Origin of the sequence: Mesorhizobium sp. Root554 (assembly GCF_001427025.1) — a bacterium.
In the GTDB taxonomy this organism is placed as follows: domain Bacteria; phylum Pseudomonadota; class Alphaproteobacteria; order Rhizobiales; family Rhizobiaceae; genus Mesorhizobium.
This window is the reverse complement of sequence record NZ_LMGA01000001.1, coordinates 2,743,599-2,763,483: the sequence shown is the minus strand read 5'-3', so window position 1 is coordinate 2,763,483 and position 19,885 is coordinate 2,743,599. Positions and strand designations below refer to the sequence as shown.

Here is a 19,885-nt window from a genome sequence, read left to right as displayed (position 1 = left end):
GGATGCGCCAAATTTAAGCCCCACTGGTGGGACAGGTTGTCGGGACCGACCATCGAACGAAAGTGACAGGCATGAAAGACATTTCCGCAAAATCGACCGCAGGCTTTGCGCCGACCCGTCGCCAGATGCTCGGTTTCGGCTTGGTCTTCGCCGGCGCCGCGGCGCTCAATCTCGCGCCCGGCTTCCGCCTGATGGCGAGCGCGCAGGCAGCGGTTCCTGAGGCGGCACAGAAGATCGCCGACCATTTCTCGGCGGTGAAGTCGATGAGCGGCGAATTCGTTCAGTTCGGCCCGAAGGGCGAACAGACGGGCGGCAAGTTCTTCCTCGAACGGCCGGGCAAAATCCGCTTCAACTACGAGGGCGCCTCCAATTTCCGCGTCGTTTCGGACGGACAGTCGGTTGCGGTGCTGAACCAGCGGCTGAAGACGACCGACCTTTATCCGCTTTCCAAGACGCCACTGAAACTGCTGCTCGACAACAACATCGATCTGTCCGGCGGACGAGTGACGGGTATCAAGCAGGAGAACGACCTGACGACGATCCAGCTCGCCGACAAGAGCGTGTTCGGCAGTTCCAAGATCACCCTGATGTTCGATCCGTCGTCCTACGAACTGCGCCAGTGGACCATCACCGACGCTCAGGGCAAGGACACCACGGTGATGATCTTCAACGTCAAGCAGGGCGTCAATTTCGCCGCCGACACGTTCAAGATCGACTACGAAAAAACCCGACGCCAGACCTTCAAGCCCAGCCAGCGCTAAACCGCCAGAGCTGCGGAAATCATTTGAGGCCGAGCTTCATGCGCGGCCTTACTTGTTTAAAGCCCGCGCGGCTGGCAAGGTCCGGCTACGCAATCAGCCGCTTCCATCGTCAGATATCTTCCGGCCGGCGATTGTATCGCCCAACCGGACCAGGACCGACCGACACCCATGCCCCTCACCGTCGCCACCTGGAACATAAACTCCGTCCGCCTGCGCATGCCGATCGTCGAAAGGCTGCTGCGGGAGAAGGCGCCGGATATTTTGTGCCTGCAGGAAACGAAGTGCCCGGACGATCTGTTTCCGGCCGAGGCTTTTCGCCGTTTGGGCTACGAGCACATCGCCATCCACGGGCAGAAGGGCTACCACGGCGTCGCCACTGTGGCGCGGCGGCCGATCGAGATGGTGGAGAAGCGCCGCTTCTGCGAGATCGAGGACAGTCGACACGTCTCGGTGCGCTTCCAGGCCGGCGGCCGGTCGATCCTGCTGCACAATTTCTATGTCCCGGCCGGCGGTGACGAGCCCAACCCGGCCATCAACTGGAAATTCAAACACAAGCTCGACTTCGTCGCTGAGATGAACGCGGTGCCTGCCGAGCCCGACGAGAATTCGGGTTCGATCCTCGTCGGTGACTTGAACATCGCGCCGCTCGAGCATGATGTCTGGTCGCACAAGCAGCTTTTGAACGTCGTGAGCCATACGCCGGTCGAGACGGAGAATTTCGAGGCGATGCGCAAGGCTGGCAGGTGGGTGGATTTGATGCGTCACAATGTGCCCGACGACCGGAAGCTTTACACCTGGTGGAGCTACCGCGCCCAGGACTGGCAGGCCTCGAACAGGGGCCGTCGGCTCGATCATGTCTGGTCGTCAGGCAGCCTGGTGCCGGCGTTCCGCGGCTACGAGATCCTGCGGGATGCGCGTGGCTGGGACCGCCCCTCGGACCATGTGCCGGTAATCGCATCGTTCGATCTGGATTGAGGCTCGGTCGACCGCCCGGCCCTCGGGGAACCTCGGGCGTTCCAGCCCTTGAAAGCTCCACCGGAGCTTTCAATTTGCCTTTGGCAAACCGGGCTCTCACCCAGCGAAGCGCGGCGCCAGTTCCTCGATGCGGGCGACAAGGGCATGCAATTCTTCGGCGATGCGGTGGTGAAGCTGGATGGCAAGGTCGGGATATTCCTCGAGGATGCGGCGAAACATCTTGCGATTTAGCCGCAGCACTTCCGAATCCGTCTCGGCCGAGGCGCTTGTCAGGCGCCTGGTGTCGGCGATCAGCGCCAGTTCGCCGAGGATAGCGCCGGGTTCGGCGTTGCCGATGACGATGCGCTCGCCATCTGTCTCGCGATACAGCACGATGCGGCCGCTGACGACGACATAGGCTGAATCGGCCTCGTCGTCCTCTCGATAGAGTTTACGGTCGGCGGGCAGGCGCGTGTTTTCGGCGCCGAAGGCGAGCAGGCGCAACTGTTCGTCCGCGAAACCCTCGAAAAGTCCCACGGTCGACAGGATGCGAATGTCGTCATCCAGCGCCATCAGTTACGTCCCCGGACCCTCAGGTCGAACCCTCCTTGCGATCCCGCGCCCCGAATCGCAATTGGACAGCAAATTTATTAACAATGCAGGCCATTTAACAGAATCGCCACGATCCCGTTAGGCCACTAAGGAACCAGTTTGTAACCGCCACTTTCGGTCACCAGGATCTCTGCGTTGGAGGGATCGCGCTCGATCTTCTGGCGGAGACGATAGACATGGGTTTCCAATGTGTGAGTGGTTACGCCGGAATTGTAGCCCCACACCTCTTCCAGCAGCACGTCGCGCGTCACTACCTTCTGTTCGGCGCGATAGAGATATTTGATGATGGAGGCTTCCTTTTCGGTCAGCCGCACCTTGCCGCCGCGTGCATCGATCAGCAGCTTCTGGCTCGGCTTGAACGTGTAGGGGCCGACCGAGAACGTTGCGTCCTCGCTCTGCTCGTGCTGACGCAGCTGGGCGCGGATGCGGGCCAGGAGCACGGCAAAGCGGAACGGCTTGGTGACGTAGTCATTGGCGCCGGCTTCCAGTCCGAGAATGGTGTCGGAATCGGTGTCGTGGCCGGTCAGCATGATGATGGGGGCCTTATAGCCGCCCTTGCGCAGCATCTTGACCGCTTCGCGACCGTCGAGGTCCGGCAGTCCGACATCCATGATGAGCAGGTCAATCATGCCAGATCTCGCGGCGGTGATGCCTTTTCCGGCGGTGGCTTCCTGGAGCACGTCGAATTCCTCGCAGAGCGACAATTGCTCAACGAGGATGTTTCGCAGGTCGTCGTCGTCGTCAACGATCAGGATGGTGCGTGAAGTCATTGATCAATCCATTGTTCTGAAATCGATATCGAATCTGTTGACCGCCGTCCGTTTATGCGGAAGCTGATCGCAACAACAGACAATTGCGGCGATTTGTTCCTTTGAGACGATCATATCCGAAAAAAGCGCAGCGCAACGGAGACAATTTGCGCGGCCTGTCCTGTCTCGTCGTGCGCGCCCGTCCCGGCAACCAGAGCCAGGGGCTTCTGCAGGCCGGCAGCCTCACTTTCCGCTGTGCGCTGGGGCGCGGCGGCATTTCGGCCAACAAGCGGGAGGGTGACGGGGCGACGCCGCTGGCGGCGATGCGGCTGGTGTCGGGCTATTTCCGCGACGATCATTTCGCCGGCGCACGGCGCACACGGCTTCGCATGGCGCCGATAGGACCGAAGCTCGGCTGGTGCGAGGTGCCGGACGACCGCAACTACAACCGGCCGGTCGAGATACCTTATGGCGCAAGCCATGAGCGGATGCGGCGCGACGATCGGCTCTACGATGCCTGCCTGGTGCTCGACTGGAACATCAGGCCAAGGCGACGCGGCTGCGGCAGCGCCATCTTCTTCCATCTGGCCCGCGAGGGCTTCACGCCAACGCAGGGCTGCGTGGCGGTGACGGCGCAGACGATGCGCCGGCTCTTGCCACTGCTTTCCAGCCGCACGGTGCTGAAGGTGGTGCGCTGAGGCGACCGGCTAGTCAATCCGCCAGACGGTCGTGCGCTTGACCTCGGCGTCCTCGAGCGCCCGAGTGACCGGCACCTCATAGGCGGCGAGCTTTTCCAGCCCCTGTTTGGGAAGGTAGGCGCGGCCCGGATCGCCGACCAGAACCAGCGCGCCACGACGGCGCAGGGCTACGAACCACGGCATCAGACGCTCGGCGAACGGTTGTTCGTAGAAGACGTCGCCAGCAAGGACGACGTCCCAGCCCTTGTCTATGCCAACGCAATCGGCGGCTTCGAACAGGATATCCACGCCGTTGGCGCGGCTGTTCAGCCGGACCGCCGTTTCGCAGAACGGATCGATGTCGGCCGCGATCATATGAGCCGCGCCGGCCTTGGCGGCGGCGATGGCGACCAACCCGGAACCGGACGCGAAATCCAGCACACGTCTGCCGCGAACCGTTTCCGGATGGTCGAGGATATAGCGGGCAAGCCCCTGACCACCCGCCCAGGCGAAGGCCCAGAAGGGCGGCGGCAGGCCGATTTCGGCGAGTTCCTCTTCCGTCCGCTGCCACAGATCATGCGCCTCGTCGGCCAGATGCAGAATGATTTCCGGCACATGCGGTGGAGCGATAAGCGCGGTGTTGTCGAGAATGAAGCGTTCGGCGGTTGCTGGCGTCAGCGTCCCCATCCGGCGTTACGGGGCCGGATCGAGGCCGCCCATGCGGCAGACTTCCTTCCACTCCGCCGGCGTCACCGGCTGAACTGAAAGCCTGCCGAGGCGAACCAGCGCCATCTCTTTCAACTTCGGATTGGCCTTGACTTCTTCCAGCGTGGGGGGATTTGGCACCTCGCGCACGGCGCGGATATCGACGCACTCCCAGCGCGGATCTTCCGTCGTGGTATCCTGGTGAGCCGGCGCACAGACCTCGGCGATACCGACGATGTCGAGGCCCTCATTGGAGTGGTAGAAGAAGCCGAGATCGCCGACGGCCATCGCCTTCATATTGTTGCGCGCGGCGTAGTTGCGCACGCCGTCCCATTGCGTGCCGTCCTTGCCCTTGGCTTTCAGCGCGTCGAAGGAGAAGACGGACGGTTCGGATTTGAAGAGCCAGTAATTCATGTGTTTCCCTCGGACGTAGAGTTCAGGCTTCGGCTGGCTTGTTGAAGACCCAGCTCCACGGCCGGATCTCGACGCTCTGGAACAGGCCGGCCTTGGCGTAAGGGTCCTGCGCGGCCAGCGCCTCGGCCGCCGCCCGGTCCGGCGCCTCGATCACGGCGAGGGTGCCATTCGGCTTGCCGTCGGCGTCAAGAAAGGGACCTGCGAAGGCCAGCTTGCCGTTTTCGTTCAACCCGTTCAGGAAGGCGACGTGATCGGGCCGCGTATCCATGCGCACCTGCAGCGCTCCGGGCTTGTCCTGGCAAATGAATGCAAAAAGCATGGTCTCTCCGTTAAAGGTCGGCTTCGTTCTTCAGCGGGCGTGTCATCAGCGCGCCGACCGCTTCGCGGATGGTGATGGCGCCGTCGAGTATGGCGGCGACCGCGGCGATGATCGGCGCGTCGATGGCGCGCTCGGCAGCGATGCGCGCGGCGATCGCGGTAGTGGGCACGCCTTCCGCCAAGGGCCGTCCCGCAAGCGATTCGCCGCGACCCAATGCCAACCCGTAGGCGAAATTGCGTGATTGCACCGAGGAGCAAGTCAGCAGCAGGTCGCCAAGGCCGGACAGGCCCATCAGCGTTTCCGGTTTCGCGCCGAAGGCGGCGCCGATGCGCCGCAGTTCGACGAAGCCGCGCGTCACCATGGCGGCTTGGGCGCTGGCGCCGAGCCCAGCGCCGGTGACCGCCCCGGCGGCGATGGCGAAGACGTTCTTCAAAGCGCCGCCGATCTCGACGCCGGTCAGATCGTCGCTCGAATAACAACGCAGGTTCTGTGCCGAGAACCGGCCGGCCAGTTCCGCCGCAAGCTGTTCGTCGCGGGCGGCGACAACAACCGCGGTCGGCAGGCCACGGGCGACATCGGCGGCGAAGCTTGGTCCCGACAGCGCCGCGACCGGACTGCCGGGCAGGCATTCAACGACAATGGCCGACAAAAGCGCACCGGTGTCGCGCTCAATGCCCTTGGCGCACAGCACCAGTGGCGCGCCGGCCTGCATATACGGCTTCGCCTGCATCAGCACGGCGCGCAGCGACTGCGCCGGCGTTACTGCCAGCACGCAGTCGGCGCCGGCCAGCGCCTCATCCATGTCAGACGTGGCTTCAATGCCGGGCTCGATGGCTATGCCGGGCAGGTAACGCGGGTTCTCGCCGCGCTGGATCGCCGTGACGGTCTCGGCATCGCGCGCCCAGAGGGCGACGGATTGGCCGGCGCGTAGCATTGCCAGCGCCAGCGCCGTGCCCCAGGCGCCGCCGCCGAGCACGGCCACGCGCCATTTCCGGCTCTCTTCGCCGCTCATGCCTTGGCCCCCCGCCGGCCCGAACCGACGACCGGCGCCGAGACGCTGTCCAGCGGCCAGCGCGAGCGCGGTACGAAGCCGAACGCGTCCTCCTGCTCAAAGCCGGCGCGAAGCCGCTCTATGCCGGCCCAGGCGATCATGGCGGCGTTGTCGGTGCAAAGTTTCATCGGCGGCGCGAGAAAGCGGAAGCCGGAACGCCGGCACAGATCGTCGAGCTTTGTCTTGATCTCCAGATTGGCGGCGACGCCGCCAGCAACGACAAGCACCGGCGCGTCGATGTCCGGAAACTCGCGCCGGAACCGCTCTTGCGCGCGCGATACGCGGTTGCCGAGCGCATCGGCCACGGCGGCCTGGAACGAGGCGCAGATGTCGGCGACATCCTGCTCGCTCAACGGGGCGATGGCGGTGGCAGCCTGGCGCACGGCGGTCTTCAGACCGGAAAAGGAGAAATCCGGTTGCGCCGAGCCCTTCATCGGGCGCGGGAAATCGAAGCGGCTTGCATTGCCGTTCAGGGCTGCTTTCTCGACATTGGGGCCGCCCGGATAGGGCAGGCCGAGCATCTTGGCGGTCTTGTCGAAGGCTTCGCCGAGCGCATCGTCGATGGTGGTGGCCCAGCGCTGGTAGTCACCGACGCCGCGCACGGCAACGATCTGGGTGTGGCCGCCGGAAACCAGCAGCAGGAGATAGGGAAATTCGAGCCCGTCGGTCAGTCGCGCGGTGAGCGCGTGGCCTTCCAGATGATTGATGGCGATGAGCGGTTTGCCTGCGGCTGCGGCAATTGCCTTGGCGGTCATCAGCCCGACGATCAGTCCGCCGACGAGACCCGGCCCCGCTGTGGCGGCGATGGCGTCTATCTCGGCGAGCGAGGCGCCGGAATCGGCCAGCGCGGCCTCGACGATGCCATCCAGCGCCTCGACATGGGCACGCGCGGCAATTTCCGGCACGACGCCGCCGAAGGCCGCGTGTTCCTCGATCTGGCTGAGCACGATGTTGGAGAGGATTTCAGGCGCGTGGCCAGCCTCCAGCGCGACGACGCTGGCCGCCGTCTCGTCGCAACTGGTTTCTATGCCGAGCACCCGGATCAATTCGTCGCCTGCCTCGAACGTTGCCGGCCCGCGCTTTCCCCGCTAGGAGAAGGCCGGCAGCACTGCCTGCCCGGGGGTTATCACGGACCGCGCGCCATGCAAACTATCTTGAAAATCGGAACGCGAGGCAGCCCGCTGGCGCTGGCGCAGGCGCGGGAGACGCGAGCCCGCCTGATGGCTGCGCACGACCTTCCCGAAGACGTTTTCGAAATCGCCGTCATCTCCACCAGCGGCGACCGTATCCAGGACCGGCCGCTTTCGGATGCCGGCGGCAAGGGGCTGTTCACCAAGGAGATCGAGGAGGCGCTGATCGCCGGCCGTATCGATATTGCGGTGCATTCGTCAAAGGACATGCCGACCGTGCTGCCCGATGGACTGGAGCTTTCGGCCTTCCTGCCGCGCGAGGATGCGCGCGACGCCTTCGTCGGCAGCCAGGCTGCGACCATCGCGGATATGCCGCACGGCGCCAAGGTGGGCTCGTCGTCGCTGCGGCGGCAGGCGCTGATCCGCCGTATGCGCCCCGACCTCGATGTGGTGATGTTCCGCGGCAATGTGCAGACACGCCTGCGCAAGCTGGAAGAGGGTGTCGCCGGCGGCACCATTCTGGCGCTGGCGGGGCTGAAGCGGCTCGGGCTGGAGCATGTTGCCACCGACTTGATGCCGCTCGACGCTTTTCCGCCGGCGCCTGGGCAGGGCGCCATCGGCATCGAAAGCCGTATCGGCGACATGAAGGCGGCGCGAATGCTTGTCCCGATCCACGATATTCCGACAGGGCAGGCGCTGGCCTGTGAGCGGGCCTTTCTGGCGACGCTCGACGGTTCCTGCCGTACGCCGATCGCCGGCTATGCAGCGGTGGAGGGCGGGCGTCTGATTTTCAACGGCCTCGTTATCCTGCCCGACGGCACCGAAGCACACGATGTGAGACTGGAAGGTCCGGCCAGCGAGGCCGCGAATATCGGCACGCAGGCGGGACTGGACGTCAGAAGCCAGGCCGGAAAGCATTTTTTCGAGGGATGGAGCTGAATGCGGCGCGTGCTGGTGACGCGGCCGGAGCCGGGCGCAAGCCGGACCGCTGCGCGGCTGCGGGAAATGGGCCTTGAGCCGGTTTCACTGCCGCTTTCGAAGACGGCGCCGCTGGCCGTTGATCCGGAAATAATGGCCAATCATGCCGATGCGGTTGTCGTCACCAGCGCCAATGCAATCCGCCACGCATCGGCTGCTCTGCTGGAGTTGCTGAAATACGTCCCCTGCCATGCGGTCGGGCGCCGGACGGCGGAAGCGACGCGCAAGGCGGGATTCCTGTCGGTGACGGAAGGTCCGGGCGATGCCGGGGCGCTGGCAGATCAGCTTGCCACCACATTGGCCGGCAAATCAGTCGCCTATCTGTGCGGCCGCGTCCGGTTTGCCGGGTTCGAGGAACGTCTCGACAGGGCCGGCGTTCATGTCCAGCCGATTGAAACCTATGACACAATGGCAGTGGATTATTCCAGCGAAGACGTGGCTGCGGCCTTGAGTGGCGAAAAGGTCGAGGCCGTCCTGCTCTATTCCGCCACAGCGGCAGCTGCGGCGGGTGAATTGACCGCGAGACCTGCGCTGAACCGGCTGTTCGCGGCAGCGGAGGTTTTGGCGCTTTCGGCCCGCATCGCCTTGGCATATGGGCCCTCCGGCGATGGAGTTCGTGTCGCCGGGACGCCGCGTGAGGAGGATTTGCTGGCGCTGCTGGAGCGGAGAGACGGAGCCGCGTCATCACACCGCCCCTTTTCACGGCTTTGAGGTGTGGTAGACCCAAGGAGACTCAGCGCCGTTCGGCGGTCAACGAAACGAATTGCGGAGCCGAAGCATGGTCAAGACACCGAAGGTGCGGCACTCGAAGAGCCATCGGGAGCCAGTGACGATCGATCTCGATCCCGGACAGGTTTCGCGGGTCCAGGACGATCCCGCGCCGGAGGTCCAGCCCAATCCCGAAGCGCGGACCGAGCAGACCGCGAATGCCTCGCGGCCAGCCGACAAGTCTCCGGAACAGCCCGGCGTGACCGGGTTCGAACCCTGGGACGGCGTCGATGAGGCACCCGGCAGCGAAAGCGGCCAAAACGTCGACTATGGGCTCAAGGAAGAGCCCGAGTCCGGCAAAGGCGAAAAGCCGGCAGACGAAGATCGGCTGGCGGAAGATGAGCGGAGTCAGGACAGGCCGGCTGAAGACAGGCGTATCGGCGATCGAGCTTATGGAAATGACAAACGTCAGGACCAGCGGGCAGGAGACTCTATGACCAACGTCGAACCGAAGCGTAGCGGCATGGGTAGTATTGGAGCCGGGTTGATCGGCGCCGTGATTGCACTGGCGGGCGCGGGTGCGCTGCAGTTTGCCGGCGTTCTGGGAGCGCCGGGCAATGGCGTCTCGCTCGAGGGTGTCAACGGCGAGATATCATCGCTGAAGAGCCAGGTGGCCGATTTGCGCGCGGCGTCCGCCAACGACGATGGCACGGCACAGGTGAGCAGCCTTGCCTCTGCGCTCGATCAGGTGAAGGCCGATCTGGCGACTTTGAAAACGGAAGTTGGCCAAGGCGGCGGCGAAACCGGCCTTTCTGCACTTGGTGGCAAGGTCGCAGAGGTCGAAGCGGCGGTGGCGGCACTTCGGCAGCAGGGCAATGCGGCTCCGGTTGATCTCGGCCCGGTCAACGAGAAGATCGCTGCACTCGACGCGCTGGTGAAGTCGGCCGGCGAAGCGGCGACCACCCAGGAGGGACGGCTCGCGGCGCTTGAACAATCCGTCTCGCAGCTTTCGTCCAAGGTCGATGCGCAGGCGTCGCAGCCGAAGGTCGCACTCGCCATAGCCGCATCGGCGCTGAAGGCGGCGCTCGATCGGGGCGCTCCCTTCGCCGCAGAGCTGGATACGTTCGCGGCGATCCTGCCGAATGCGCCGGAGATCGCCCCGTTGCGCGCTTTTGCGGAAAAGGGCGTGCCGACGCGCGCCGAAATCGCCACGCAAGCCGACGCCGCCGCGACCGCGATGGTCGCCGCCGATGTGCCGGTCAGCGAGGACGCCGGGGTTTTCGCCCGGCTGATGACAAGCGCCGAGTCGCTGGTCAAGGTGCGTCCGGTCGGCGCGGTTGCAGGAGAGGGCGTACCGGAAACCGTCGCGCGTATGGAGGTTGCGGTCGCGCAGGGCGACTATGCCAAGGCACTGGCCGAATATGACACGCTGCCGGAAGCCGCCAAGACAGCTGGCGCGGAATTCGCCGCCAAGCTCAAAGCGCGGATCGAAGTCGAAAAGCAGATCGACGCTCTGGTTTCCAGCGCGATGAAGGCGTGACCTAGATGATCCGTATCCTCATCTTCCTTCTCGTCGTCTTCGCGCTCGGCCTCGGCTTTGCCTGGCTGGCCGACCGGCCGGGCGACATGGTCGTCACCTTCAACGGCTACCAGTATCAGGTCAGCCTGATGGTGGCGGCGGTGGCGGTGGTCGCCATCGTCGCGGCGGTGATGATCGCCTGGTGGCTGGTGAAATCGATCTGGAATAGTCCTTACGCCATCGCGCGGCACTTTCGCGTGCGGCAGCGCGATCGCGGCTACCAGGCTCTGTCGACCGGGATGATCGCGGCGGGAGCCGGCGACGGCGCGCTGGCGCGCAAGAAGAACAAGGAAGCCGCCAAGCTTATCCGCTCCGACCAGGAACCGCTGATCCAGCTACTCGACGCGCAGGCTTCCCTGCTGGAGGGTGACCACGAGGGCGCACGCGCCAAGTTCGAGGCGATGCTGGACGATCCGGAAATGCGCCTGCTGGGGCTGCGCGGGTTGTATCTCGAAGCTGAAAGGCTAGGCGACCGCAACGCCGCGCGGCACTATGCCGGGCGCGCCGCCGCTTCGGCGCCGCAGCTTGCCTGGGCAGCGGAATCGACCATCGAAGATCTCGTCCAGCGTGGCGACTGGGATGGTGCGCTGAAGCTGATCGACGCCCAGAAATCGACCAGGCAGATCGACCGCGATGCCGCCAACCGTCGCCGCGCCGTGCTGTTGACCGCCAAGGCCGAGGCGCTGCTCGATAGCGATCCGGCTGCCGCGAAGACAGCAGCGGTGGAAGCCAACCGGCTGCAGCCGAATTTCGCACCAGCGGCGGTCGTTGCAGCCAAGGCGCTGTTCCGGGGCAACGATGTTCGCAAGGGTTCGAAAATCCTGGAAACGGCGTGGCGGGCCGAACCGCACCCCGATATCGCCGACCTCTATACCCATGCGCGTCCGGGCGATGCGGTCCTCGACCGGCTTGGCCGGGCAAGGAAACTGCAGGAGATGAAGAAGAACAATCCGCAGTCGTCGCTGGCTGTGGCGCGAGCGGCGCTCGATGCGCAGGATTTCGCCACCGCCCGGCACGAAGCCGAGGCGGCGCTGCGGATGCAGCAGAGCGAGGGCGGCTATCTTCTGCTGGCCGACATCGAGGAGGCCGAAACCGGCAACCAGGGCAAGGTCCGGCAGTATCTCGGACGTGCGGTGCGGGCGCCAGGCGATCCGGCCTGGATCGCCGATGGCGTCGTCTCCGAACGCTGGGCGCCGATCTCGCCGGTCACAGGCAGGCTCGATGCCTTCGAATGGCGTTCGCCGCCGGAACGGCTGGGCCGGCTGATCGAAGGACAGGACGACGAGGCTGGAGTGCCGCCGCCCGTGCTTGTGGCGCCACCCGAACCGGTACGGACAGCGCCTGCCGCGGCGTCTTCGCCGATACAGGCCGCCGGGATCGCGGATGGCGACAATAAGGTGGCCACGGAGAAGGCTGCAAATGTCGATTCAGGCAGGATCGAGCCCTTCGCCGATGCCGTGATACTCGATGCCGAGCCGCCGATCCCGGAGAAGGACGACGAGACGGTGCGTTTGCCCGACGATCCCGGTGTCGAGCCTCTTGAGCAAGAGGAAGAAAAGTCGTCGCGCCGCTTCCGTTTGTTTTGATTTTTGTGATGCTTCCACGGTAATCTCCAGGTCATGGGCGGTGGTATGTTCGAACGCGTATTGTCTTTCCTGAAGGATTTGCCGGGCGGTGGCGATCGTCGTGATACCGGCGATGAATTGCAGGTCGCGGCGGCAGCGCTGCTTTACCACGTCATGAATGCCGACGGTGTTCGTCAGGATGCCGAATGGGAGCGCTTCAAGCATGTGCTGTCGCAGGCTTATGGCGTGACCGGCAATGCGCTCGAGGCGCTGGCGGCGGCTGGGGAAAAGGCCGATAATGAAGCCATCGATCTCTATGCCTTCACCAGCGTGCTCAAGCGACACCTCGACATGGACGCGCGCCGGGTCTTCATCGGCCTGATGTGGGAAGTGGTCTATGCCGATGGCGACTTGCACGAGCTCGAAGACAACATTGTGTGGCGCGTCGCCGAACTGATCGGCGTCGAGCGTGCCGACCGCATCGAGGCGCGACGCCGCGCTTCGGCGCATGTTCCGGGTGCTCCTAAAGACGAATAATCGCAGGGTCAGCCTTTCGATGCCAGCAAGACCACGGCCCAAAATCCTGATCGTCCTGCATCAGGAAAGTTCAAGCCCGGGACGTGTCGGCCACATGCTGATCGAAGGCGGTTTCGACCTTGACGTCCGCCGTCCGCCGCTGGGCGATGCGCTGCCCGAAACGCTGGACGGTCACGCCGGCGCGGTGGTGTTCGGCGGGCCGATGAGCGCCAATGACGGTGAGGAATTCGTCAAACGCGAAACGGACTGGCTGGCGGTGCCGCTGAAGGAGAACCGGCCGCTGCTCGGGATCTGCCTGGGCGCCCAGATGCTGTGCAACCACCTGGGCGGCAAGGTCGAGGGTCATGGCGAGGGACTGGTGGAGATCGGCTGGTATCCGATCCGGGCGACGGAGGCCGGCCGCGATCTGATGCACTGGCCGGAAATGGTCTACCAGTTCCACCGCGAGGGATTTTCGCTGCCGAAGGACGCGACTCTGCTGGCGACGGCCGACACCTATCCGAACCAGGCGTTCCGCTACGGCAAGAACGCATGGGGCGTGCAGTTCCATGCGGAGCTGACACGCATCATGATGCACCGTTGGGTGGTGCGGGCCGAACAACGCTTCGAGCTGCCGGGGGCGCAACCCGGCCGGGACCATCTCGGCGACCGGTTGATCTGGGACATGCATCTCAGGCGCTGGCTTGGCGAATTCCTCGAAACGATTTTTGGCAAGCCGGCGGTTGGCGGTCGGCCATAGGAAATCGATTGCCTACAGCCTGCCATTGAGATGGCGCACCTTGCGCAGTTGCGGGAACAGCATGCCCCAAAGGCCGGCGACGATCACCGCGCCGATGCCGCCGGCAACGACGGCGGGCACGGCGCCGACCAGCGCCGCCATGGTGCTGGCGCGAAATTCGCCCAGCTCGTTCGAGGCGCCGACGAAAACCTGGTTGACGGCGTTGACCCGGCCACGGACGTGGTCGGGTGTCCACAGCTGGATCAGAGTCTCGCGCACATAGACGCTGATCATGTCGGTTGCGCCGAGTATGGCGAGCGCCATAATCGAGACCCAGGTGATGGTGGAAAGGCCGAACACCACGGTGAAAACGCCGAACAGACCGACAAAGATGAGCATGACCGTACCGGCGTGATCGCGGATCGGGTGCCCGGCGAGCCAGACGGCGACGCATATGGCGCCGACGCCAGGTGCTGAGCGCAGCAGTCCGAGGCCCCAGGGGCCGAGATCAAGTATATCGCGCGCGTAGATGGGCAGCAGCGCCGAAGCGCCCGAAAGCAGGACGGCGAACAGATCCAGCGATATCGCGCCAAGGACGATCTTCTCGCCCCAGATGTAGCGGAAGCCGGCAAACAACGTCGTTAGCGTCGGCTTGTCGGTCTCACTGTGCTGCACGGGTTTCGGGATGGAAAAGATCATCGCGGCGGCGGCAATCATCAGCGCCGCTGCAGTGCCGTAAGCGGCTTCGGCGGAGACGCCGTAAAGCAGACCGCCCGCCACCGGCCCGACAATCGTCGCCATCTGCCAGGCCGAGGAGTTCCAGGCGACGGCATTGCTGAAATCCTCGGCCGGCACGAGATTGGCGACGAGGGAGGCGGATGCCGGGCTGAAGAACGCGCGCGCCGTGCCGAACACCGCCAGAACGAGAAAAATCGGCAGCGGCGTGACCAGATCGCCATGCAATGCCAGAGCCAGCAGGGCAAGCGTGCACAGCACTTCGAGCAGCACGGCCAGTCCCATGACCATGCGGCGGCCGAATCGGTCGGACACCACGCCGGTGACGACGACGAGAAGAAGCGCCGGCAGGAACTGCACGATCCCGACCAGCCCGAGATCGAAAGGATCGCGAGTCAGATCGTACATCTGCCAGCCGACGGCGACCGAAACGATCTGTGCAGCGAAGGTGGTGAGGAAGCGCGCTGACCAATAGCGCACGAACGGCGCGTGGCTGAAGGCGGCAAAGCGATTGTCGGAAGATGTGAGGTCAGGCGTCATATGCATAGCCCCGGTGCTCGTTCAGCCGGCGGGGCAACTTCCACGGGGGCGCTGGTCCAGCAGGAAAGCCATAGCCGGATTCGGCAGGGCGTGGCTAGAGAAAGGCCTTTTGGCACAATGTTTTGGTTGCATCACCGGGCCAAAGCCGACAGGCAAGAATGATCAAATACGATAGATTTAGTAGGTTATAATTTCTGCGCCAGCAGTTAAACGGAGTACATCTCCGCTTAATAAATCGCTTTATTTCGGAACGAATCGGTAGTTTGGTGGTTGAAAGTTGGTCGACGAGGCGGCTCGGTCCCGTTGTAAGAAATTGTGATCGAAGAGAAGTATCGGATTTGGAAAACGACTTCAAAAACCGCAATTCGTCTCGAATTTGAGATTGACTCCAATTTCGTCGGCTGATAACTTTTTCGTGTTTCTCAAAGGAGTAAAACCATGAAGAAACTTGCTAAGGTACTTGTCGCCGATACCCGTGGTGCTGTCCTGGGTTCGAAGTTCATCCCCGGCAACGGCTCGGTTCGTCGCAACGTTCTCGTTGCCGATACCCGTGGCGCTGTCCAGGGTTCGAAGTTCATCCCGGGTCTCGGTTCGGTTCGGCGTTAATTAGGTGTTCCGGGGGCAGCTTGCTGTCCCCGGGCATTTCCGGGAGTCGATATGGTCAGTGTGTCAGAAGATGAGCAACGTCTTCTTCGCCACTGTCTGATTGCAACCGCCGATATCCAGAACAGTCGGCCGCTCGACCCCAAAGTGGGTCTGTTTTTTCGAGAGCGAGTCGCAGAGCTGCAGAAATTCAAGCTCGAATCGCTCGCTTTCATGGCGCTTGAAGAATTTCAGGAATTTCAGCTCCTTTACGATCGCATCCAGGATGAGCAGCTTCGATTTGCCGGTCCTGTCTTGCGTGAATTTGCCGATAGCGGACCAGCCTTGCTGACGCAGGGCCTGGGCAAGCGGCATCTCTTCCACGGTCATTGCTTCGGACGGCGCGCCGATCTCGATATCGTTCTGCCGCGCGGCACCGTCGCAACGTTCCGGGAAATCTGCAAAAGGCACGGCTTTGCCGAGCAGACCGTCACCATGGATATTGAATTCGCACCTGTCACCGAACAGGCCAAGAAGGAGGCGCTGCGGCGTACCTCATTCGAGAAGGTCTATGCGCTGGCGCGCAATGTGAAGTTCGATGTCGACGCCGATACACAGGAAGCGCTCCCGGATCATTTCTATCCCCTGGTCAAGAAGGGTGGGGACGTTCTTCTCATCATCAACATCGAGCCGACGCTCAGTTACTCGCCGGTCGTTGATTTCGAGGCGATCAATCCGCACACGGTTCCGAGCCCGGAAGGAAACATACCCGACCAGCCGGCGGGGATGATGATTTCGGCCCTGCGTTTCCTGCGCGTCATTCGGGTTGGCCAGCGTGGATTCAAGCCGAAGATGCTGTGCGAAATCGCGGCCATGCTGGCGTATGAGAAGACCGACTGGGAGAAGATCGATCACCTGTCACGTGTGTTCGATCTGCCGGCCGGCGCCGTGCTGATCCGTTATGTGAATGCGCTGATCGACCCGAATGCCGAGATGCCGCAAGATCTCTCATCGCTGCCGCCCGGCGTAGTTGATATATTCGGCACGGCGGCTCTAGAGTCCCAAAATCTGAACTGAACACAACGCAAAGCAGGAAACGTTCAAATGACGGTCCGTTTCATCAAGGTGTATGACCCCGCACCCGACATCGAGTCGGCTTCTGCGGATGCCAAAGATCACGCTCCGCTGCGCGGCCGGAAATTCTGTGCGCCGCTCAATGTTGCGTCCTCGATCGGTTGGTACGTCTATCCACCGCTTAATTTCCATCTGAACTGGGACGGCCGAAACTTCTTCATCATGTTCGATGATTCGGAAGACTGGATGCTTGTCGATCAGATTACCTTCCCGAACTATGCCGAGAAATTCGAAGCCATCGCCGAAGCGCGGGGCATCCATGGTGTTCCGCCTTTTCTCGACGTATTCCCGGAGCTGGGCGTGATCCAGGTCTGGACCGGCTATATGCTGGTGACCGACCCTCAGGATTCCATATGGGTGCGCGCACCGATCAACATGCCGGGCTCGCTGGAGTATGACGTGTTCGACGGAGTAATCGACACAGACTGGTGGCGCGGGCCGATCATCGTCAATCTTCGGTTCCACAAGACGGACGCGCCCGTATCGTTCAAACGGCATCGGCCGATTGGGCAGGTCTTCTCGCTGCCGCGTGCTTTCTTCGAACAAAGCCGTAACCAGCCTTTCGAACAGCACAACGGTCTGGAAGCTCTGACGGACGAAGACTGGAATTTGTGGCGGGTAGGCGTTGATCGCTTGCTGAGTTCAAAAGTGGGTTCGTATATACATGAGGCAAAGAAGCACCGCGGGTAAGCGGCTTCGCCCGAACCCGGCGGAGAATTTGGTACAGGCCGATCGAATATGACGCAGGCGAGGACGCCGCAGGGCGGCGAATCCAGTTCGTTGTGGCGTAACGGCAGCTTCGTACGACTTTACCTGGCCAGCATCTTGATAAGCCTGGCGTTTCAGATGACCAGCCTCGGCCTGCCGCTGGTCATCTATCAACTAACGAATTCCGCGCTGGATATGGCGGCCATCAGGTCGTTGCAGTTCATTCCCACCATCGTTCTCGCTTTCCTGATCGGGGCGCTCATCGACCGGTTGCCGAAACGGCTACCGATGCTGGCGGCCGTGGCGGTGCAGGCGCTGGCGCTGGCGCTGCTTTACGTTCTGCTGGCGCGCATGGGCGGCATGAACTGGTTGAGCTATGTGGTCGTCATGGTCTTCTTCGCCAGCAATTACTGGTTCATCAACGCACAGAACGTGGTGATCAAGACCAGTCTGCCGCAATCGCTTTTGACCAGCGCCAATGCCAGCATCGGCGCGGCGGCGCGAACATTCGAAATGCTCAGCGCGCTGATGACCGGCTTCCTGATCTATTTCGCCAGCTTCGAGGCGGCGATCCTGGTGCCGGCGGCGCTGGTGCTGGCGGCGTTGGTTGCGTTGCTGGCGCTGCATCCCGTCGAGCCGCCGCCGCGTATGCGCGAGCCTCTTTCGCAATCGCTCAAGCAGGGCTGGCAGGCTTTCTGGCATAACAAAGGCCTGGTGCACCTGTCCATCGTGGCGGCGCTGGCCAATGCCACGGAAGGCGTTTTTGCACTCACCGCGTTGTTCTGGGCGCGCGATGGGCTGCATTTGAATGAAGCGGAGGTGGGCGCGCTGGTCGCCTGCGCCAGCGCTGGCGGATTCGCCGGGAGCGTGGTGACGCCGGCGCTGCGGCGGCGGTTCGGCATGGGCGGCCTGCTGTCGGGTTCGCTGGTCGCGATGGGGGTGGCCCAGGCGGTGGGCTTCCTCTACGGCGTGACGCCAATGTTCGTGGCCATGGTCGTCAGCCAGTTCGCTTCGTCTGTCCTGTCCGTATGCGTATGGACATTGCGGCAGGAGCTGACGCCGGCCGACATGGTGGGGCGTGTGACCGGCATTACCGGCGCGGCGTTCAAGGTCGCGATGCCGGTTGCGCTGGGTCTTGGCGGCTTGGCCTCCGGGATGTTCGGCGCGCCGCTGGTGCTTTTGCTGTGCGGCGTGCTTTCCGTCGTTGTCGGCATTTATGCGATCTTCAACCGCCATCTCAGCAATTCGGTGTGATCAGGCTGTTCACCGTTCATGCGCCGCTCAGTCGAAGCCCGGCGGCGGCTCGAACAATGTGCCGCGCTTCATCTCCAGCGCCCTGCCGATCCGCAGCGCCGTCGCATCCTCGAATCGGCGCACCATGATCTGCAGCGCAGCCGGCAGGCCATCGATCATGCCGACCGGAACGCTGAGCGCGGCCATGTCCAGCATGTTGACGAAGCGGGTAAAAGTGCCGAGCGGCATCTGCGCTTCATCGACTTCGGTCAGTGGCGGAGCCACGATCGGCGAGGTGGGTGTGAGGAACGCGTCGGCACCGGCGAGGTAGGCGTCGAATTCCACCTGCGCGGCACGTCGGTCCGCCATCAGCTGCAGATAGCTATCGGCAAGGCCGCGGCCCTTCAGGACGCGGTTGCGGATGACCTGATGCACGACGCTGGCGTCGTCTTCCACATGGTGGCCGAGATGGTGCCATGCCTCGGCCGCCATGATCTCTCCGGCGATGGCCTTGTAGCCTTCGGGCGGCCGCGGCATTTCCTTTTCCTCGATTTCCGCACCGAGGCTGCGCAGCTCGGATACGGCCGCATGAAAACAGTCGAGCACCGCCGGCTGGACGCTTTCCAGGTCTCGCGGCGAAGGCGTGCGCAGATGCATGCCGGCGACGCCGTTCTCCAGCACTGCGAGCGAATTCATGGCCGGGGCGCCGAACGTGCCCGGATCACCGGCATCGCGTCCGGCAAGAATGGCGAGGAGCAGGGCGGCATCCTCGACCGAGCGGGCGAGCGGACCGATGGTGTCGAGCGACGCCGCCAGCGGCAACAGGCCGCCGCGGCCGACGAGGCCGTGCGAGGTCTTGAGCCCGACGACGCCGCACATGGCCGCCGGGTTGCGCACCGAGCCTCCGGTGTCGGTGCCAAGGGCGGCAGGCACCAGCCCGGCGGCGACGGCGACGCCCGAGCCGCTGGAAGATCCGCCCGGCGCGCGCGGCACTGCGAGGTCGCGCGGGTTCAAGGGTGTGCCTGTTATGGGATTGGTGCCCCAGCCGCCGAAGGCGAACTCAACGGTATGGACCTTGCCGAGCGGGATCATGCCTGCCGCGACCAGTCTTTTTACCGCGGAGGCTGTCGTCGTCGCCGGCGTATCCGGCAAGGCCAGCGACCCGGCGCGAGTGGGATAGCCCTCGACATGGAAGAGGTCCTTGACCGCGAAGGGGATGCCATCCAGCGGTCCGAGGGAGCTGCCGTTGGCGCGCCGTCTGTCGGACTCCCCGGCCGATTGCATGGCGGTTTCGCCGAACACGCTTATGAAGGCGTGCAGGGTCGCGTCATGGGCGGCGATGCGGTCCAGCGCGCCGCGAATGATGACGCTTGCTGTCGCGGTTCCTCGCTCTAGCGCCCGGCCCTGTTCGGCGGCGGAGGAAAAGGGCGAAAGCACATGTCTCGGGTCGTCCATGGCAGTCCTCGCATTCCACCAAGCAAAGCATGAACGCAGCC

22 protein-coding genes are annotated in these 19,885 nt (G+C 63.6%); 13 read left to right on the top strand and 9 right to left on the bottom strand.

Going from position 1 to position 19,885, the window contains the following annotated elements:
• Positions 1-71: 71 nt before the first annotated feature.
• Entirely contained in the window at positions 72-761 is a 690-nt protein-coding gene (locus ASD44_RS13490) for an outer membrane lipoprotein carrier protein LolA (RefSeq protein ID WP_056112848.1), read from the top strand.
• A gap of 168 nt (positions 762-929) precedes the next feature.
• Positions 930-1,736, top strand: a complete 807-nt coding sequence (locus tag ASD44_RS13485; RefSeq protein WP_056112846.1) for an exodeoxyribonuclease III — start codon at positions 930-932, stop codon at positions 1,734-1,736.
• A 96-nt stretch (positions 1,737-1,832) separates the two neighbouring features.
• Here the strand turns inward: ASD44_RS13485 and ASD44_RS13480 are convergent, their stop codons facing one another.
• Both ASD44_RS13480 and ASD44_RS13475 read right to left on the bottom strand, forming a co-directional pair.
• Positions 1,833-2,288: a cyclic nucleotide-binding domain-containing protein gene (locus tag ASD44_RS13480; protein ID WP_056112843.1), complete on the bottom strand. Its 456-nt coding sequence runs from the start codon at positions 2,286-2,288 to the stop codon at positions 1,833-1,835.
• 125 nt (positions 2,289-2,413) lie between these two features.
• The gene (locus ASD44_RS13475; protein WP_056112839.1) at positions 2,414-3,097 is read right to left on the bottom strand and encodes a response regulator transcription factor; all 684 of its coding nucleotides are present in this window, start codon (positions 3,095-3,097) and stop codon (positions 2,414-2,416) included.
• Between the two features lie 146 nt (positions 3,098-3,243).
• Here ASD44_RS13475 and ASD44_RS13470 point away from each other — a divergent pair, with 146 nt between their 5' ends.
• On the top strand, positions 3,244-3,774 hold the full coding sequence (locus tag ASD44_RS13470) for a L,D-transpeptidase (RefSeq protein ID WP_056112835.1): 531 nt from the start codon (positions 3,244-3,246) through the stop codon (positions 3,772-3,774).
• A gap of 9 nt (positions 3,775-3,783) precedes the next feature.
• On the opposite strand, the gene ASD44_RS13465 is transcribed toward ASD44_RS13470, so the two are convergent.
• Genes ASD44_RS13465 through tsaD form a run of 5 tightly spaced genes read right to left on the bottom strand, consistent with a single transcriptional unit; the run spans position 3,784 to position 7,285 of the window.
• Positions 3,784-4,440: a methyltransferase gene (locus ASD44_RS13465; RefSeq protein WP_056112833.1), complete on the bottom strand. Its 657-nt coding sequence runs from the start codon at positions 4,438-4,440 to the stop codon at positions 3,784-3,786.
• 6 nt (positions 4,441-4,446) lie between these two features.
• Entirely contained in the window at positions 4,447-4,872 is a 426-nt protein-coding gene (locus ASD44_RS13460; RefSeq protein WP_056112830.1) for an EVE domain-containing protein, read from the bottom strand.
• Positions 4,873-4,894: 22 nt separating this feature from the next.
• On the bottom strand, positions 4,895-5,191 hold the full coding sequence (locus ASD44_RS13455; protein WP_056112827.1) for a YciI-like protein: 297 nt from the start codon (positions 5,189-5,191) through the stop codon (positions 4,895-4,897).
• Positions 5,192-5,201: 10 nt separating this feature from the next.
• A complete protein-coding gene (locus ASD44_RS13450; RefSeq protein ID WP_056112824.1) occupies positions 5,202-6,203 on the bottom strand; it encodes an NAD(P)H-dependent glycerol-3-phosphate dehydrogenase in 1,002 nt (333 codons plus the stop codon).
• Positions 6,200-7,285 carry a tRNA (adenosine(37)-N6)-threonylcarbamoyltransferase complex transferase subunit TsaD gene (tsaD, locus tag ASD44_RS13445; RefSeq protein WP_200946470.1) on the bottom strand — a complete coding sequence of 362 codons (1,086 nt, stop codon included), beginning with the start codon at positions 7,283-7,285 and terminating at the stop codon, positions 6,200-6,202. Before tsaD ends, ASD44_RS13450 begins: the two co-directional genes overlap by 4 nt.
• A 99-nt stretch (positions 7,286-7,384) precedes the next feature.
• Here tsaD and hemC point away from each other — a divergent pair, with 99 nt between their 5' ends.
• The 6 genes from hemC (at position 7,385) to ASD44_RS13415 (ending at position 13,478) form a co-directional block, all read left to right on the top strand.
• Positions 7,385-8,311: a hydroxymethylbilane synthase gene (gene hemC, locus ASD44_RS13440; protein WP_056112819.1), complete on the top strand. Its 927-nt coding sequence runs from the start codon at positions 7,385-7,387 to the stop codon at positions 8,309-8,311.
• The gene (locus ASD44_RS13435; RefSeq protein WP_056112816.1) at positions 8,312-9,061 is read left to right on the top strand and encodes a uroporphyrinogen-III synthase; all 750 of its coding nucleotides are present in this window, start codon (positions 8,312-8,314) and stop codon (positions 9,059-9,061) included.
• Positions 9,062-9,128: 67 nt separating this feature from the next.
• The gene (locus ASD44_RS13430) at positions 9,129-10,598 is read left to right on the top strand and encodes a COG4223 family protein (protein WP_056112813.1); all 1,470 of its coding nucleotides are present in this window, start codon (positions 9,129-9,131) and stop codon (positions 10,596-10,598) included.
• 5 nt (positions 10,599-10,603) lie between these two features.
• On the top strand, positions 10,604-12,223 hold the full coding sequence (locus ASD44_RS13425) for a heme biosynthesis protein HemY (RefSeq protein ID WP_056112811.1): 1,620 nt from the start codon (positions 10,604-10,606) through the stop codon (positions 12,221-12,223).
• Positions 12,224-12,268: 45 nt separating this feature from the next.
• The gene (locus ASD44_RS13420; RefSeq protein WP_056112808.1) at positions 12,269-12,739 is read left to right on the top strand and encodes a TerB family tellurite resistance protein; all 471 of its coding nucleotides are present in this window, start codon (positions 12,269-12,271) and stop codon (positions 12,737-12,739) included.
• A 19-nt stretch (positions 12,740-12,758) separates the two neighbouring features.
• A complete protein-coding gene (locus tag ASD44_RS13415) occupies positions 12,759-13,478 on the top strand; it encodes a glutamine amidotransferase (RefSeq protein ID WP_056112806.1) in 720 nt (239 codons plus the stop codon).
• 12 nt (positions 13,479-13,490) lie between these two features.
• Here the strand turns inward: ASD44_RS13415 and ASD44_RS13410 are convergent, their stop codons facing one another.
• On the bottom strand, positions 13,491-14,732 hold the full coding sequence (locus tag ASD44_RS13410) for an MFS transporter (protein WP_056116159.1): 1,242 nt from the start codon (positions 14,730-14,732) through the stop codon (positions 13,491-13,493).
• Between the two features lie 438 nt (positions 14,733-15,170).
• On the opposite strand from ASD44_RS13410, the gene ASD44_RS18415 reads away from it, so the two are divergent.
• Genes ASD44_RS18415 through ASD44_RS13390 form a run of 4 tightly spaced genes read left to right on the top strand, consistent with a single transcriptional unit; the run spans position 15,171 to position 18,410 of the window.
• Entirely contained in the window at positions 15,171-15,338 is a 168-nt protein-coding gene (locus tag ASD44_RS18415) for a hypothetical protein (protein ID WP_156459849.1), read from the top strand.
• 60 nt (positions 15,339-15,398) lie between these two features.
• A complete protein-coding gene (locus ASD44_RS18410) occupies positions 15,399-16,391 on the top strand; it encodes a hypothetical protein (RefSeq protein ID WP_156459848.1) in 993 nt (330 codons plus the stop codon).
• A 27-nt stretch (positions 16,392-16,418) separates the two neighbouring features.
• Complete coding sequence (locus ASD44_RS13395) at positions 16,419-17,138, top strand: DUF6065 family protein (protein ID WP_056112797.1); 720 nt, start codon at positions 16,419-16,421, stop codon at positions 17,136-17,138.
• Positions 17,139-17,186: 48 nt separating this feature from the next.
• On the top strand, positions 17,187-18,410 hold the full coding sequence (locus ASD44_RS13390) for an MFS transporter (RefSeq protein ID WP_056112796.1): 1,224 nt from the start codon (positions 17,187-17,189) through the stop codon (positions 18,408-18,410).
• A gap of 27 nt (positions 18,411-18,437) precedes the next feature.
• On the opposite strand, the gene ASD44_RS13385 is transcribed toward ASD44_RS13390, so the two are convergent.
• Entirely contained in the window at positions 18,438-19,844 is a 1,407-nt protein-coding gene (locus tag ASD44_RS13385; protein WP_056112793.1) for an amidase, read from the bottom strand.
• Between the last annotated feature and the right edge of the window lie 41 nt (positions 19,845-19,885).

Bases quoted from the DNA above. Each gene is read 5' to 3' on its own strand.
- ASD44_RS13490 (WP_056112848.1), top strand. From the start codon at position 72: ATGAAAGACATTTCCGCAAAATCGACCGCAGGCTTTGCGCCGACCCGT.
- ASD44_RS13485 (WP_056112846.1), top strand. From the start codon at position 930: ATGCCCCTCACCGTCGCCACCTGGAACATAAACTCCGTCCGCCTGCGC.
- ASD44_RS13480 (WP_056112843.1), bottom strand. From the start codon at position 2,288: ATGGCGCTGGATGACGACATTCGCATCCTGTCGACCGTGGGACTTTTC.
- ASD44_RS13475 (WP_056112839.1), bottom strand. From the start codon at position 3,097: ATGACTTCACGCACCATCCTGATCGTTGACGACGACGACGACCTGCGA.
- ASD44_RS13465 (WP_056112833.1), bottom strand. From the start codon at position 4,440: ATGGGGACGCTGACGCCAGCAACCGCCGAACGCTTCATTCTCGACAAC.
- ASD44_RS13460 (WP_056112830.1), bottom strand. From the start codon at position 4,872: ATGAATTACTGGCTCTTCAAATCCGAACCGTCCGTCTTCTCCTTCGAC.
- ASD44_RS13455 (WP_056112827.1), bottom strand. From the start codon at position 5,191: ATGCTTTTTGCATTCATTTGCCAGGACAAGCCCGGAGCGCTGCAGGTG.
- ASD44_RS13450 (WP_056112824.1), bottom strand. From the start codon at position 6,203: ATGAGCGGCGAAGAGAGCCGGAAATGGCGCGTGGCCGTGCTCGGCGGC.
- hemC (WP_056112819.1), top strand. From the start codon at position 7,385: ATGCAAACTATCTTGAAAATCGGAACGCGAGGCAGCCCGCTGGCGCTG.
- ASD44_RS13435 (WP_056112816.1), top strand. From the start codon at position 8,312: ATGCGGCGCGTGCTGGTGACGCGGCCGGAGCCGGGCGCAAGCCGGACC.
- ASD44_RS13430 (WP_056112813.1), top strand. From the start codon at position 9,129: ATGGTCAAGACACCGAAGGTGCGGCACTCGAAGAGCCATCGGGAGCCA.
- ASD44_RS13425 (WP_056112811.1), top strand. From the start codon at position 10,604: ATGATCCGTATCCTCATCTTCCTTCTCGTCGTCTTCGCGCTCGGCCTC.
- ASD44_RS13420 (WP_056112808.1), top strand. From the start codon at position 12,269: ATGTTCGAACGCGTATTGTCTTTCCTGAAGGATTTGCCGGGCGGTGGC.
- ASD44_RS13415 (WP_056112806.1), top strand. From the start codon at position 12,759: ATGCCAGCAAGACCACGGCCCAAAATCCTGATCGTCCTGCATCAGGAA.
- ASD44_RS13410 (WP_056116159.1), bottom strand. From the start codon at position 14,732: ATGACGCCTGACCTCACATCTTCCGACAATCGCTTTGCCGCCTTCAGC.
- ASD44_RS18415 (WP_156459849.1), top strand. From the start codon at position 15,171: ATGAAGAAACTTGCTAAGGTACTTGTCGCCGATACCCGTGGTGCTGTC.
- ASD44_RS13395 (WP_056112797.1), top strand. From the start codon at position 16,419: ATGACGGTCCGTTTCATCAAGGTGTATGACCCCGCACCCGACATCGAG.
- ASD44_RS13390 (WP_056112796.1), top strand. From the start codon at position 17,187: ATGACGCAGGCGAGGACGCCGCAGGGCGGCGAATCCAGTTCGTTGTGG.
- ASD44_RS13385 (WP_056112793.1), bottom strand. From the start codon at position 19,844: ATGGACGACCCGAGACATGTGCTTTCGCCCTTTTCCTCCGCCGCCGAA.